Origin of the sequence: Streptomyces deccanensis (genome assembly GCF_022385335.1) — a bacterium.
GTDB lineage: Bacteria > Actinomycetota > Actinomycetes > Streptomycetales > Streptomycetaceae > Streptomyces > Streptomyces deccanensis.
This window is the reverse complement of sequence record NZ_CP092431.1, coordinates 4,417,341-4,431,706: the sequence shown is the minus strand read 5'-3', so window position 1 is coordinate 4,431,706 and position 14,366 is coordinate 4,417,341. Positions and strand designations below refer to the sequence as shown.

Annotated in this window: 12 protein-coding genes; 7 read left to right on the top strand and 5 right to left on the bottom strand. The window is 71.6% G+C overall.

Going from position 1 to position 14,366, the window contains the following annotated elements; all coding sequences use genetic code 11:
• Positions 1–132 precede the first annotated feature (132 nt).
• Positions 133–2,745, top strand: a complete 2,613-nt coding sequence (locus L3078_RS19665) for a bifunctional FO biosynthesis protein CofGH (protein ID WP_239755209.1) — start codon at positions 133–135, stop codon at positions 2,743–2,745.
• A 27-nt stretch (positions 2,746–2,772) separates the two neighbouring features.
• A complete protein-coding gene (locus tag L3078_RS19660) occupies positions 2,773–2,943 on the top strand; it encodes a hypothetical protein (RefSeq protein ID WP_239755208.1) in 171 nt (56 codons plus the stop codon).
• 107 nt (positions 2,944–3,050) lie between these two features.
• On the opposite strand, the gene L3078_RS19655 is transcribed toward L3078_RS19660, so the two are convergent.
• Positions 3,051–3,572 (bottom strand): DUF2165 domain-containing protein, encoded by a 522-nt coding sequence (locus L3078_RS19655; RefSeq protein ID WP_239755207.1) that lies wholly within the window; start codon positions 3,570–3,572, stop codon positions 3,051–3,053.
• Between the two features lie 119 nt (positions 3,573–3,691).
• On the opposite strand from L3078_RS19655, the gene L3078_RS19650 reads away from it, so the two are divergent.
• The 4 genes from L3078_RS19650 (at position 3,692) to cpt (ending at position 9,213) form a co-directional block, all read left to right on the top strand.
• Positions 3,692–6,526 carry a tetratricopeptide repeat protein gene (locus tag L3078_RS19650; protein ID WP_239755206.1) on the top strand — a complete coding sequence of 945 codons (2,835 nt, stop codon included), beginning with the start codon at positions 3,692–3,694 and terminating at the stop codon, positions 6,524–6,526.
• 253 nt (positions 6,527–6,779) lie between these two features.
• Entirely contained in the window at positions 6,780–7,895 is a 1,116-nt protein-coding gene (locus tag L3078_RS19645) for an ADP-ribosylglycohydrolase family protein (RefSeq protein WP_239755205.1), read from the top strand.
• Positions 7,896–8,147: 252 nt separating this feature from the next.
• Positions 8,148–8,630, top strand: coding sequence for a GNAT family N-acetyltransferase (locus tag L3078_RS19640; RefSeq protein WP_239755204.1), 483 nt, complete (start codon positions 8,148–8,150; stop codon positions 8,628–8,630).
• A gap of 37 nt (positions 8,631–8,667) precedes the next feature.
• Positions 8,668–9,213, top strand: coding sequence for a chloramphenicol phosphotransferase CPT (cpt, locus tag L3078_RS19635; RefSeq protein ID WP_239755203.1), 546 nt, complete (start codon positions 8,668–8,670; stop codon positions 9,211–9,213).
• Positions 9,214–9,317: 104 nt separating this feature from the next.
• Here cpt and L3078_RS19630 read toward each other — a convergent pair whose 3' ends face one another.
• Together L3078_RS19630 and L3078_RS19625 are read right to left on the bottom strand one after the other, a co-directional pair.
• Positions 9,318–10,895 carry a sodium:solute symporter family protein gene (locus L3078_RS19630; RefSeq protein WP_239755202.1) on the bottom strand — a complete coding sequence of 526 codons (1,578 nt, stop codon included), beginning with the start codon at positions 10,893–10,895 and terminating at the stop codon, positions 9,318–9,320.
• A 217-nt stretch (positions 10,896–11,112) separates the two neighbouring features.
• Positions 11,113–11,901 (bottom strand): SDR family oxidoreductase, encoded by a 789-nt coding sequence (locus tag L3078_RS19625; RefSeq protein WP_239755201.1) that lies wholly within the window; start codon positions 11,899–11,901, stop codon positions 11,113–11,115.
• Between the two features lie 80 nt (positions 11,902–11,981).
• Between L3078_RS19625 and L3078_RS19620 the strand changes: the two genes are divergently transcribed.
• The gene (locus tag L3078_RS19620) at positions 11,982–12,821 is read left to right on the top strand and encodes a hypothetical protein (protein ID WP_239755200.1); all 840 of its coding nucleotides are present in this window, start codon (positions 11,982–11,984) and stop codon (positions 12,819–12,821) included.
• Between the two features lie 153 nt (positions 12,822–12,974).
• Here the strand turns inward: L3078_RS19620 and L3078_RS19615 are convergent, their stop codons facing one another.
• Complete coding sequence (locus tag L3078_RS19615) at positions 12,975–13,166, bottom strand: DUF397 domain-containing protein (RefSeq protein ID WP_045556149.1); 192 nt, start codon at positions 13,164–13,166, stop codon at positions 12,975–12,977.
• 303 nt (positions 13,167–13,469) lie between these two features.
• Positions 13,470–14,327 (bottom strand): helix-turn-helix domain-containing protein, encoded by an 858-nt coding sequence (locus tag L3078_RS19610; RefSeq protein WP_239755198.1) that lies wholly within the window; start codon positions 14,325–14,327, stop codon positions 13,470–13,472.
• Between the last annotated feature and the right edge of the window lie 39 nt (positions 14,328–14,366).

Genomic DNA, 14,366 nt, shown 5'->3' with positions numbered 1-14,366 from the left:
GAATCCCACGGAATGGGGCGTCTGCCCTGCGCCGCCCGCCACGACCCGGCCGATTACACCGTGTAACGAAAGCCGGCGCATCCGGCCCGCCGTGCCTGTCTGGGGCGATCCTGTCGCTCGTATGCTCGACGAATGACGACTTCCGCGACCTCTGGAAACGGACCCACCGGCCCCGACGGCTCCACCGGCCCCACCGAGAACTCGATGCGGCGCGCGCTCAAACGCGCCCGTGACGGCGTGGCGCTCGACGTGAGCGAGGCGGCGGTGCTGCTCCAGGCACGCGGCGCGGATCTGGAGGACCTGGCCACGTCGGCGGCACGGGTGCGGGACGCGGGGCTGGCGGAGGCCGGGCGCCCCGGTGTCATCACGTACTCCAAGAGCGTCTTCATCCCGCTCACCCGGCTCTGCCGGGACAAGTGCCACTACTGCACGTTCGTCACGGTCCCGGGCAAGCTGCGCCGGGCCGGCCACGGGATGTTCATGTCGCCGGACGAGGTCCTGGACGTGGCCCGCAAGGGGGCCGCGCTCGGCTGCAAGGAAGCCCTGATCACGCTCGGCGACAAGCCGGAGGACCGCTGGCCGGAGGCGCGCGAGTGGCTCGACGCGCACGGCTACGACGACACGATCGCCTACGTCCGCGCCATCTCCATCCGCATCCTGGAGGAGACGGGACTGCTCCCGCACCTCAACCCCGGCGTGATGTCGTGGACGGACTTCCAGCGGCTCAAGCCGGTGGCGCCCTCCATGGGCATGATGCTGGAGACGACCGCGACCCGGCTGTGGTCCGAGCCGGGCGGCCCCCACTACGGCTCCCCGGACAAGGAACCGGCGGTCCGGCTGCGGGTGCTGGAGGACGCGGGCCGCTCCTCGGTCCCCTTCACCTCCGGCGTCCTCATCGGCATCGGTGAGACGTACGAGGAGCGCGCGGAGTCCCTCTTCGCCCTCCGCAAGGTCTCCCGGGCCTACCACGGCATCCAGGAACTGATCATCCAGAACTTCCGCGCCAAGCCGGACACCGCGATGCGCGGCATGCCGGACGCGGAGCTGGACGAGCTGGTCGCGACGGTGGCCGTCGCCCGGCTCATCATGGGCCCTTCCGGCTGCATCCAGGCCCCGCCGAACCTGGTCGACAGCGAGTACGAGCGGCTGATCGGCGCCGGGATCGACGACTGGGGCGGGGTCTCCCCCCTCACCATCGACCATGTGAACCCCGAGCGCCCCTGGCCCCAGATCGAGGAACTCACCGAGCGGTCCCGGGCCGCCGGCTTCGAGCTGCGGGAACGCCTCTGCGTCTACCCGGAGTTCGTCTCGCGCGGCGAGCCGTGGCTGGACCCGCGCCTCCTGCCGCACGTACGGGCGCTGGCCGACCCCGAGACCGGCCTCGCCCTGCCGGACGCGGTCGTCGAGGGCCACCCGTGGCAGGAGCCGGAGGAGGTCTTCGTCGCCACCGGCCGGACGGATCTGCACACCGCCATCGACACCGAGGGCCGTACCGGCGACCGCCGCGAGGACTTCGACTCCGTCTACGGCGACTGGGGCGCCCTGCGCGAGGCGGCGGCGCCCGGCATGACCCCCGAGCGCATCGACACGGATGTACGGGCGGCGCTGGCGACGGCGGCCGACGACCCCACGAAGCTGACGGACGCCGAGGCCCTCGCCCTGCTGCACGCGGACGGGCCGGCCCTGGACGCCCTCACCCGGATCGCCGACGACGTCCGCAGGGCGGCGGTCGGCGACGACGTCACGTACATCGTCACCCGGAACATCAACTTCACCAACGTCTGCTACACCGGCTGCCGCTTCTGCGCCTTCGCGCAGCGCCGCACGGACGCCGACGCGTACACGCTCTCCCTCGACCAGGTCGCCGACCGCGCCCAACAGGCGTGGGAGCTCGGCGCCGTCGAGGTCTGCATGCAGGGCGGCATCCACCCCGACCTGCCGGGCACGGCCTACTTCGACATCGCGAAGGCCGTGAAGTCCCGCGTCCCCGGCATGCACGTGCACGCCTTCTCCCCGATGGAGGTGGTGAACGGCGCGACCCGCACCGGGATGTCGATCCGCGAGTGGCTGACGGCCGCGAAGGAGGCGGGCCTCGACTCCATCCCCGGCACGGCGGCGGAGATCCTGGACGACGAGGTCCGCTGGGTCCTGACCAAGGGCAAGCTGCCGACGGCGACCTGGATCGAGGTGGTGACCACCGCCCACGAGGTGGGCATCCGCTCCTCCTCGACGATGATGTACGGCCACGTCGACCAGCCCCGCCACTGGCTGGGCCACCTCCGCACGCTGGCGCGGATCCAGCAACAGACCGGCGGTTTCACGGAGTTCGTGACCCTCCCCTTCATCCACACCAACGCGCCCGTGTACCTGGCGGGCATCTCCCGCCCCGGCCCGACGATGCGCGACAACCGGGCGGTGACGGCGATGGCGCGCCTCCTCCTGCACCCCCACATCCCCAACATCCAGACCAGTTGGGTGAAGCTGGGCACGGAGGGCGCGGCCGAGATGCTCCGCTCGGGCGCCAACGACCTGGGCGGCACCCTGATGGAGGAGACCATCTCCCGCATGGCGGGCTCCTCCTACGGCTCCTACAAGTCGGTCAAGGACCTGATCGCCGTCGCCGACGCGGCAGGCCGCCCCGCGAAGCCCCGCACGACCCTGTACGGCGAGGTCCCCCAGGAACGCCAACAGGCGGCGCAGGCCTCCGACGGGCATCTCCCCGAACTGCTGCCGGTGCTGGACTGACACACACCTGCACGAGAACGGGCGATCATGCCGAACGCGGACGAGCCGGGTGCCCCCGAGACCGTCGTGGCGCAGTTGGCGATGGCCGACGGCGGTGAAGGGCAGGGGCACCGGATCGCGGTCGTCTACGACGACGCCACCGACCGGATCAAGCGCACGGGGACGTCGACGACGTGCACGCGTTCGCCGATGCCCTGAACGACAGCCAGATCGACGGGCTGGGCTGCGCACCGAGCCCTGCCTGTGCTGAGTGCCGTTTCCCGGGTGTCGTCGGCGGGTCGGGCGACCGACCCGCCGGCAGTGCGTCAGCTCGCCCTGGTCTCGTTCGCCGGCAGGTACGTCACCAGCAGCACCACCCCGCTCAGCAGGAACACGCGGAGGGCGGCGTCGAGGCCGTTCCAGTCGCTGGACTGCCACATGACGAACCACTCGCCGCCGATGGCCATGAAGCCGGCGCCGAAGAGGAGGAGGACCATGAGGAGGCCGGCGGTGCTGTAGCGGCGGGCCGTGTGGAAGGTGCGGTGGCCGAGGGACCGGGCCCAGAACCAGGTGGCGGCGATGAGCAGCAGCGCCGCGACGGTCTCCCAGATGATGATGAGGACGTAGGCCGCGTCCTGGACGCCCTTCGACTCGATGGCCCGCCACATCAGGTCCTCGTCCTTGAACGTGGTGTCCATGGCGAAGACATGGCGGACGAACTGCTGGTTCGTGCCGAAGTCCGTGATGTTGCTGAACGCGACGAGTGCCATGTAGAGGGCGACCGTGCCGACGAGCAACGTGGAGGCGAGGGGGAGAAGTGAGCCGCGGGGGGTCTGGGTTTCAGCCATGGTCCAACTATGTGCGTGAGCATGGATCATCCCCAGGTGTTTTTCGGCGCGTTGGATCACAATGAGGGTCGCCGATGGCGGAAAACCGTGGAGCACCGAGGATGGCCGGAGGAGTTCGCATGGGCCGCGCACAGCCGCCGATTCCCACGATGCAGGAGCTGATCCGGCGGCGCACCCGCCAGGGCTTCGTCGGCCGTGGCAGCGAACGGGCGGCGTTTCGCGCCAACTTCGACCTGCCCGTCGAGGACGAGCGGCGCCGCTTCCTCTTCCACGCGCACGGCAACGCCGGTATCGGAAAGACCTTCCTGGTACGTGAGTTGGAGCAGATCGCGCGGGAGCGCGGCGCCCTCACCGCGTACGTCGACGACGGCGCCGGCAGCGTGCCGGAGGCCATGGCCGTCGTCGCGGACCACTTCGCCCGGCAGGGGCACCGGCTGAAGGAGCTGGAACGGCTGCTGGCCGCGCACCGGGAGCGACGGTACGAGGCCGAGCTGGCCGCCGCCGTGGCGCTGCCCGAGCCGGAGGGCGAGCCGCGCGGGCGGAGCGGGCAGGGGGAGCCGGGAGGGCCCGGGGCGCTGGGGGAGCCCGGGGCAGGGGTCGGGCCCGGGGGCGGGCAGTCGGGGCCGGGCGGAGTCGGAGAGCCGTCCGCCGTGAGCCTGGCCGCCGCTCGGGCGACGCTCGTCGCGCTGGGCCTCGTCCCCGTGGTCGGGCCGTTCGCCGGAGCCGTCGACCCGGCCCAACTCGTCCGGCAGGCCGCCCGGTTGCGGGCCGGACTCGGTGCGCGGGGGCGCGGCCACGAGGACGCGGAGCTGCTGCTCGCCCCCGAACTCGTCCTCACTCCCGCACTGTTGGACGGCCTGGGCGCGGTCGCCTCCGAAGTGCCCTGGCTGGTCCTGCTCTTCGACACCTACGAACGGACCGGCGCCTTCCTCGACCCGTGGCTCCACGACCTCGTCTCCGGCGACCGCTACGGCCCCCTCCCCGGCAACGTCGTCCTCGTCACGGCGGGCCGGGACGCCCTCGACACCGCCCGCTGGGGCAACCTCACCGACTTCGTCCTCGACCTGCCCCTGAAGCCCTTCACGGAGGCCGAGTCGCGCGGCCTCCTCGCCGCGAAGGGTGTGCTCTCCGAGCCCGTCGTCGACGAAGTACTGCGGCTGACCGGCGGATTGCCCGTGCTCGTCTCCACCCTCGCCGAGGGCCGACCCGCCGACCTCGACGACCTCGCCGACACGGGCGACGCCAGCGCCATGGCCGTGGAACGCTTCCTGAAGTGGGAAGCGGACCCGGTCCGCCGGGCCGCCGCACTGACCTGCGCGCTGCCCCGCTGGCTGGACGCGGACGTCTTCCGGCTGGCGGTCTCGGGGGTGGGCATCGGCACGGACGGGGGTGCGGGCGCGGACGGGGGAGGTCCCGACGGCGGTTGCGGTCCGGCTGGTGGCGGCGGCCCCGGCGCGGCGGCGAACGGCAATGGCGGCCCCGGCGCGGATGCGGGCGGCGGTCGTGCTCCCGGCGCGGGTGGGGGCGACCGGCGCGCCCCCGGCGCGCGGGCGGACGGACACCTCGACGGCGGATACCTCGACGGCGGCTCCGAGGCGCTGTTCACCTGGCTCCGTGCCCTGCCCTTCGTGACCGAGCGCGGGGACCGGGTGGTGTTCCACGACGTCGTACGGGCACCGATGGTCCGGTTGCAGCGGCTGCGCTCCCCCCGGGTGTGGAGCGAGCGGCACCGGCGGCTGGCGGACGCCTTCGCCGGGTGGCGGGCGGAGACCGAGGCAGGCCTGACGGCGGAAGCCGCTCTGCCGGGCCAGGAGGCGCGGGACGAGGCGCGGTGGGGCGACGAGCGCTGGCGCGAGCTGCGGCTCGCCGAGGCGTACCACCGGCTGTGCGCGGGGGAGCGCGGGGCGCTCGCCGGGGTGCTGCGGGCGGTCGTGGAGGCGTGCGGGGAGGGTGAGGCGGTGGCCCGTCGGTGGGCCGAGGCCCTCGCACAGGCGGGCCAGGACGCCGCCGACGAGGACACGGAACGCTGGGGGCGCGACCTGCTGGACGCGCTGGAGCGCGGCGGTGTGCACGACGCGCTGGGCGTCCTGCTGCTCCGGGCCGGTCTCGACGCACGCCGGAGCGCCCGCGCGCGGGCCCTGCGGGGGCGGGCGCTGCACCGGGACGGGGCGTACGAGCGGGCGGTGACCGAGTACGACCAGGCCCTCGCCCTCGACCCGGACTCGGCCGACGCGTGGCAGGGCAGGGCGGTCGCGCGGGCGCACACCGGGGACTACGCAGCGGCCGTGGCCGACCTCGACCGCGCCCACGCGCTCGCCCCCGACGACGTGACCACGCTCGCCCTACGGGGCGACTACCACCGCCTCCTCGGCGACCCCGACGCGGCGGTCGCCGACCTCGACCGGGCGGTGGCACTGGACCCCGTACGCCGTTCGACGTGGGCCTCGCGGGGAGCCGCCCGCCACGCGCAGGGCCGCCTCGACGAGGCACTGGCGGACCTGGACCGCGCCCTGGAGCTGGACGGGGCGTACGTCTGGGCCCTGATGCGCCGGGCGCGCGTACGACGTTCCCGCGGCGAACGCGAGCGGCAGCTGGCCGATCTGCACCACGCCGTGGCCCTCGACCCGGACGCGCCCCTGCCGCGCTGTGAACGCGGGGACGCCCTGCGCGCCGCCGACCGCGACGAGGAGGCCCTGGCCGACTACGACCACGCCATCGCGCTCAACCCGGTGTACGCCTCCGCGTACGCCGGCAGGGGCGTCTCCCGCGCCAAGCTCGGCCGCCACGGCGAGGCCCTCACCGACCTCGACACCGCCCTGGCCCTCTTCCCCGACTACCCCTGGGCCCTCCGTCACCGCGCCGCCCTCCACCTCGAACTCGGCGACGCGGAACGGGCGTTGGCCGACACGGAACGGGCCCGGGAGCTGAGCCCGGGCGACGCGTCGCCGGAGTAACGCGCGGTGCCTCCCGCCGGCGGGATGCGTCCGTTCTCCGGGAATTGGACCCGGTTACGGCGGCTGTTCACATCCGTCCGTTTGACGACTGAAGTCGATCATCAGCTGTGGCGCACGTGACGTTTGAGGCTCATCCGGAGCCCTGAACGGCCGTTCCCGTTCCATTACAGTGCTGGACTGTCGAGCCGTACGGGCGTACGGATGTACTGACGTACTGACGTACGGGTCGGGCAGGGGCCGTGAGGAGGCCGGGGTGGGTGCGACAGCCGGTGCCGTCTGGGGGCGTGCCGAGCAGCAGGACTTCCGCAGCCGGGTGCGCGGAACGCTGCTGGGCGCGGCCGTGGGCGACGCGTTGGGCGCGCCGGTCGACCAGCTCACCCTGGCGCAGATCGGCGAGGCGTACGGCCCGGAGTGGCTGACCGACCTGGCCTCCGCGTACGGCAGACGCGGCGCGATCACCGACCTCACGCAGCTCACCCTGTTCACCGTCGACGGCCTGATCCGCGCCCAGGTACGCCGGGACACGGGCGTCTGGCACCCGCCGACCGATCTGCACCGGGCGTATCTGCGCTGGGCGGCGACCCAGCGGGACTGGGGCCCCGACGAGCGCCGCAAGGACGACGGCTGGCTCGCGCGCGAGGAGTGGCTCTACGCGCGCCGCGACCCCTCCCTGATCTGCCTCCTCGGCTTCGCCGACGGGACCATGGGCACCCTCGACGCCCCCAAGAACCCGGGCGCGTCCGGCGCCGAGGCCGCCGCCCGCTCGGCGCCGTTCGGCCTGCTCGTCGGCTGGGAGCCCCAACTGGTCTTCCAACTGGCCGTGGAGTGCGCGGCCCAGACCCACGGCCACCCGACCGCGTATCTGTCCGCCGGCTCGTACGCCGTCATCGTGCACGCCCTCGCGCGGGGGGAGAGCCTCGACGCCGCCGTCCAGAAGACGCTGGTGCTGCTGGCCGCCCGCCCCGGTCACCAGCCCGTCGCCGACGCCCTGCAACAGGCCGTCGCCGCCGTACGCCAGGGCCCGCCGTCGCCCGTCGTCGTCGAGCAGCTCGCCGGCGACGGCTGTGCCGCCGGGGTCCTGTCCGTCGCCGTGTACTGCGCCCTGGTCGGCGAGGACATACGCCAGGGCCTGTGCCTCGCCGTCAACCACGGGGGCCCGTCAGGCGCCGCCGGTGCCCTGACGGGCGGCCTCCTCGGCGCCCTCCACGGCGAGACCGCGCTGCCACCGGCCTGGCTCGCCGAACTGGAGGGCCGCCCCACCATCCTGGTCCTCGCCGACGACTTCGCCCTGGAAATGACCCAGGGCCCAGCCCTCCACGCCCCCGCCGGAGCAGTCCCAGGCTGGCTGACCCGCTACCCCCGAGCCTGACCCCACAACCCCCGGCCCACTCCAGCAGGGGCGCGGGGAACTGCGCGCCCAGCCACGACGCACAGTCCCCCGCCAGACAACAGAAGCCCCCGACCGGCACACGGCCCAAGCTCACCCATCGAAGCCCCCGGCCCACTCCAGCAGGGGCGCGAGGAACTGCGCGCCCAGCCACGACGCACAGTCACCCGACAAGACAACCGAAGCCCCCACCGGAACGCGGCCCAAGCCCAGCGCAGCGATACCGTGGTGATCATGGCTGACTGGAACATACGTCCGGCGGCGGCGACGGACGTCGACCACGTCGCCGAGCTGCGCGCCGTCGTCATGCGCCCCGACCTCGAACGCCTCGGCCGCTACGACCCCGACCGCGTCCGTCGCCGCTTCCGCGACGCCTTCGACCCGGCCCACACGTGGATCATCGAGGTCGCCGACACCTTCGCCGGCTGCGTGGCCCTCCGCCCGGCCGCCGACGCGCACTGGCTGGAGCACTTCTACCTCGCCCCCCACCTCCAGGGCACCGGCATCGGCACAGCCGTCCTCCGCACCCTCCTCACCCGCTGCGACGAGGCCGACGTACCGGTCCGCCTGAACGTCCTCCAGGGCAGCCCCGCCAGACGCCTCTACGAACGCCACGGCTTCCACGTGGAGACCGAGGACCCGGTGGACGTGTTCATGCTCCGCACACCGACGAGCCCGGCCAGCCCGGCCAGTACGCCCCGGCCCCCGTCGAAATAGGTTTCGCGCCGTGGTCGAGGCGCCCTACCGTGACCCGATGACCACCCAGATGATCATCCTCAACGGCGGTTCCAGCGCCGGCAAGTCCGGCATCGTCCGGTGCCTGCAGGCCGAACTCCCCGACCAGTGGCTCGCCTTCGGCGTCGACTCCCTCATCGACGCCATGCCCGCGAGGATGCAGGCCTCGGACGGCGGCATCGAGATCTCCGCCGACGGCGCGGTGGCGACAGGAGCCGACTTCCGTGCCCTGGAACAGGCCTGGGCGAGGGGCATCGTGGCCATGGCCCGCGCCGGCGCCCGCGTCATCGTCGACGACGTCTTCCTCGGCGGAGCCACCTCCCAGCAGCGCTGGCAGAAGCTCCTCGACGACCAGGACGACCCGCTGGGCGTCCTCTGGGTCGGCGTCCGCTGCGACCGCACCGTGGCCGCCGCCCGCGAGATCGCCCGCGGCGACCGCGTCCGGGGCATGGCCGCCGCCCAGGCCGACCTCGTCCACCGGGGCGTCCAGTACGACCTGGAGGTCGACACCACCCACACCGAGTCCCTGACCTGCGCCCGCACCATCGCGGCCCACTGCGGCTGACCCCTCCGACGCACCCGTGAGGGCCGCCCCGGCCGCCCCGGAACGACCCTCACGGTCACGCGCACCTCAAGGCCTCACGACCTCACGGCCCCCGTCGCGTGCCCTCAGACCCCGCTGGGGCTGGACGCGTCCTTGCCCTGGGCCGGTACGGGTGCCATGGCCCCGGCGCCGCCCTTGCCGTCGCCGTCGCCGTCGGAGTTGATCGTCTCGATGATCGCGAGCCGCTCGGGGGTGTCCTCGGGCTTGATGAAGCCGATGACGATGTACAGCACCAGCGACACGGCCAGCGGGATGGACACCTGGAACTGCAGGGGCACGCCGCCGTCGAGGTTCCAGTGGATGGGGTAGTTCACCAGCCAGAAGGCGAACAGCCCGCACGCCCAGCTGGTGAGCGCCGCCGTCGGACCGGAGCGGCGGAACGGCCGCAGCAGGCCGAGCATCATCGGGATGGCCATCGGTCCCATCAGCCCCGCCACCCACTTGATGACGACGGTGATGATGTCCTTGAAGGCGGGCGAGTTGACCTGGGTCGCCGCCGCCATGGACAGGCCGAGGAAGACGACGGTCGTGATCCGGGCGACCCGCAGCCCCTGCCCCTCGCTCCAAGTGCGCGCCCGGCGCCAGATCACCGGCGCGCAGTCCCGCGTGAAGACGGCCGCGATGGCGTTCGCGTCGGAGGAGCACATGGCCATGGTGTGGGAGAAGAACCCGACGATGACGAGGCCCAACAGCCCGTGCGGCAGCAGCTGTTCGGTCATCAGGGCGTACGAGTCGGAGCCGTCGCCCTTCTCCGACGTCACCAGCAGCGGCGACATCCACATGGGGAAGAAGAGCACCAGCGGCCAGACCAGCCACAGGGCGGCCGACAGCCGCGCGGAGCGCTCGGCCTCGTACGGGGTCGCCGTGGCCATGTAGCGCTGGGCCTGGTTGAGCATGCCGCCGTTGTACTCGAAGAGCTTGATGAACAGGAAGGCGAGCAGGAAGATCGTGCCGTAGGGGCCCACCAGCGGCTCGGCGTGGCCGTCCAGCTTCGGGTGGTCCCAGACGCCGAAGAAGCCGCCGTAGTCGCCCAGTTTGGCCACCACGGCGATGAACATGGCGATACCGGCGAGCAGTTGGATGACGAACTGGCCCAACTCGGTGAGCGCGTCCGCCCAGAGGCCGCCGATCGTGCAGTAGACGGCCGTGATCGTGCCGGTGATCAGGATGCCCTGGTTCAGGGACACGCCGGTGAAGACCGACAGCAGGGTCGCGATCGCGGCCCACTTGGCGCCGACGTCCACGATCTTCAGCAGCATGCCGGACCAGGCCAACGCCTGCTGGGTGCCCAGGTTGTAACGGCTCTTCAGATATTCGAGCGGGGAGGCGACATGCAGCCGTGAACGCAGCCGGTTGATGCGCGGCGCGAACAGCTTGGAGCCGATGGCGATGCCGAGGGCGATCGGGAACGACCAGGTCACGAAGGAGGTGACGCCGTAGGTGTAGGCGATGCCGGCGTAGCCGGTGAACATCACCGCGCTGTAGCCCGACATGTGGTGCGAGATGCCGGAGAGCCACCAGGGCATCTTGCCGCCGGCGGTGAAGAAGTCGCTGACGTTGTCCACGCGCTTGTGCGACCAGACGCCGATCGCGACCATCACACCGAAGTAGCCGATGAGCACGGCCCAGTCGAGACTATTCATGGGCCCCCTTCCAGGGTCCGCCGCCAGGTTCAGACTTGGGTCAGGCATGTGAACTCTGGGTTCGGTGGCATGCCCACGGCAAGGAAGTGGAAGGTCAATAGCGAGTAAAGAAGTTCCGGGCGATGACTTGCGTTTATGTATATGAACCTTCGATGGCTGAAAAGGATCACTCCCGTCGCCGGGGGAGGCGGCAGCCCCAGAGGGGTCGGCGTACCGCTCAGCGCATCAGCTCACCCGCGTTGACGAGCAGCGACTGGCCGGTGATCGCCCGTGCGCGGTCGGACGCCAGGAACACCGCCGCGTCCGCCACGTCCCCGTCCGTGGCCAGCTCCGGCAGCGCCACCCGGTCGGTCAGCCGGCCCAGCACCTCCGCCTCCGGCACCCCCTCACCGCGCGCCGTGAACCGTACGTACGCCTCGACGGGCGGCCCCCACATCCACCCCGGCAGCACGGTGTTGACCCGGATCCGGTGCGGGCCCAACTCCCGGGCCAGCGAGTACATCGCGCTGGTCAGCGCCCCCTTGGACGCCGCGTACGCGGCCTGCCGCACCTGCGAGGGCGCGGCCACCGCCGACTGCGTGCCGATGAAGACGACCGAGCCGCCGCCCGCCGCCTTCAGTTCGGGCAGGCACGCCCGGGTCATCCGCAGGGTGCCCAGCAGGTTCACGTCCAGGACCGCCTGCCAGGCGGCGAAGTCGGCGTCCTCCAGGCCCCCGAAGTAGCCGTCCCGGGCCGCCACGTGCACCACCGCGTGCACACCCCCGAACCGCTCCCGCGCCAGCGCCGCGAGCGCCGCGCACTGCGCCTCGTCGGAGATGTCGGTCGCCCGGTACGCCGTGTGCGCGCCGTCCGGGTCGACGTCCGCCGCGGCCTTGGCGAGATTCGCCTCCGTGCGCGCCCCCAGGACGGCGTTCCCGCCGTCCCGTACGACCGCCGCGGCGACCCGCCGGCCCAGCCCGGGCCCGACCCCCGAGACGACGACGGTCCTTCCCGCGAGCAGTGACATCGGAGACCTCCCGGCTCTGGCACATTATCTGACGGAGCGTCAGAGTATGGGCGACCGCAGGAGGACGGAAGGGACAGCACATGAGCGAGGACACCCGCAGCGCCACCTACGCCGAACTGGCCGCCGTCGGCCCCTACGGCGTCCGCCCCGGCCACGCCCTGATCACGATGGTCGAGCCGCACCCGGGCCACGAGTACGCGTACAACCGCTGGTACGAGGACGACCACTACTACGCGGGCGCGATGGCCATGCCCTGGATGTTCGCCGGACGCCGGTGGGTCGCCACCCGCGACCTCCAACTCCTGCGCACCCCCGAGAAGTCGGCGATCGCCCAGCCGGTCACCGCCGGCTGCTACCTCTCCACGTACTGGATCACCGACGGCCGCTACGACGACCACATGCGCTGGACCGTCGCCATCAACAAACGGCTGAATCGCGACGCACGCGTCTACCAGGACCGTACGCACGTCTTCACGGCGTTCCAGGACCACGAGGCGACCGTCTACCGCGACGGGGCCGCCGGTCCACGTGACATGCACGCCCTCGACCACCCGTACGCGGGCCTCGTGCTCCAGGTCGTCGACGCCGAAGGGCCCGAGGAGCGGGCGGAGTTGCTGGAGTGGCTGCGATCCCGCCACCTCCCGAAGCGGCTCGCCGGTTCACCGGCCGCGATGGTCACGGTCTTCCGGCCCACCCCGCTGCCGCTCGACCGGATGTCGTACGTGAAGCAGGTCGAGGGCGTCGACACCCGCCTGACCCTCCTCTGGTTCCTGGAGGCGGATCCACGGGACTGCTGGGAGGCGTCCTTCGGCGGACTGGGGGAGGCGATCGCCGAAGGCGGGCTGGGGAGGCTGGAGTTGCTGGCCCCGTTCGTCCCCACGGTGCCGGGGACGGACCGGTACGTGGACAGACTGCGCTAGCCGAACCCGTCCGGGCAGAGGCAAGAGCTCCTAGCCGCGTTCGGGCAAAGGCCGAGCCCCCTCGGCCAGGACGGCGGGCCGGTCGAGAGGGCTCTGTCGGTGGTGCTTGTGGAGTTGTCGTTCAGGCGCTCGATCGAGGGCCGGAACCGTAGCTCAGGCCTTGACCGAGGAGACGAAGGTGTTCCACGCGTCGGCGGGGAACGCCAGGGTGGGACCGTCGGTGACCTTGGAGTCCCGGACCGCCATGGCGGACAGGACGGGGGACTTGATCTCGACGCACGCGCCGTTCCCCTGGGAGTAGGAGGACTTGACCCACCTGTCCGTGGCGCCTTGCTGAATTGCCATTTCTGCTCCGGTGCTGGTTCGTCGCTGAGTTGCTGTCGCCGCGCCGCGGGTTCCCTACGGGACCCGCGGTTCGGTTTGCGCCAAGACTGGTGACCTCCTGGCGTGATCGACGCTACTCGTCAGCATCGGCAGACGAAGCGACTATTCACTCGTGCGGGTGGCATATTCCATTTTAGTCTTCCATTGAACCGTGTGCAGGGTGTATCTTCCGGCGCTTCCTCGTGCAGGAGTGGCCACTGTCAGGGACTTGACGACAGTTCACGGGAGTTCCGGACAGTTCGAGGGAGTTCACGGGCCGCGAGATCAGCGCGCGTATTCCTTCGCGACGGTCTCGATGAACTGCCGCGACTGCTCCACGTTCAGCGCCTGCGCCCGGAGGTGCTCGTACATCACGGTGTACTTCTGCACGTCGTGCGGCTTCTCCAGGTAGAGGTCGCTGGTCACGCCTTCGATGTACACGACGCTCGAATCCGCCGCGTCGACGAACTCCAGGATGGCGTACTGGCCGTTGATGCCCGGATGGGCCCCGACCTCGAACGGCAAAACCTGCACCGTGACATGCGGGACCTGGGACAACTCGATGAGGTGCTCCAGCTGTTCACGCATCACCGACCGGGACCCCACCACCCGGCGCAGGGCCGCCTCGTCCAACACCGTCCACAGCCGCAGGGGGTTGGTGTCGGTGGTGACCCGGTCCTGGCGCCGTATGCGCACTTCCACGCGCTTGTCGATCTCCGTCGCCGACGTCTCGGGCAGCGCGCCCCTGATGATGGCCTCGGCGTACGGGCGGCTCTGCAGCAGCCCGGGGACGACCTGGGGATCGTAGACGCGCAACGACTCCGCGTCGGTCTCCAGCCCGATGTAGACGCTGTACGGTACGTCCCCGAACGCGTGCCACCAGCCCTGCTGGCGGGAGTCCTTGGCCATCTGCATCAGGGAGTCGACCACTCTCTGGTCCTCGACCTCGTAGACCCCGCAGAGGTCGCGGACGTCGCGCTGACTGATGGAGCGGCGGCCGTTCTCCAGCCGGCTGATCTTCGACTGGGAGACCAGCAGTCGCTCGGCGACCTCTTCGGCGGTCATGCCCTTGAGCTCGCGGAGCCGACGCAGCTCCTGGCCCAACCGGCGTCGCCTGACGGTGGGATTGACATTGGACGCCACGGGACGTGCACCTCCGGCTGCGTGCCTCTACTTTGCGTA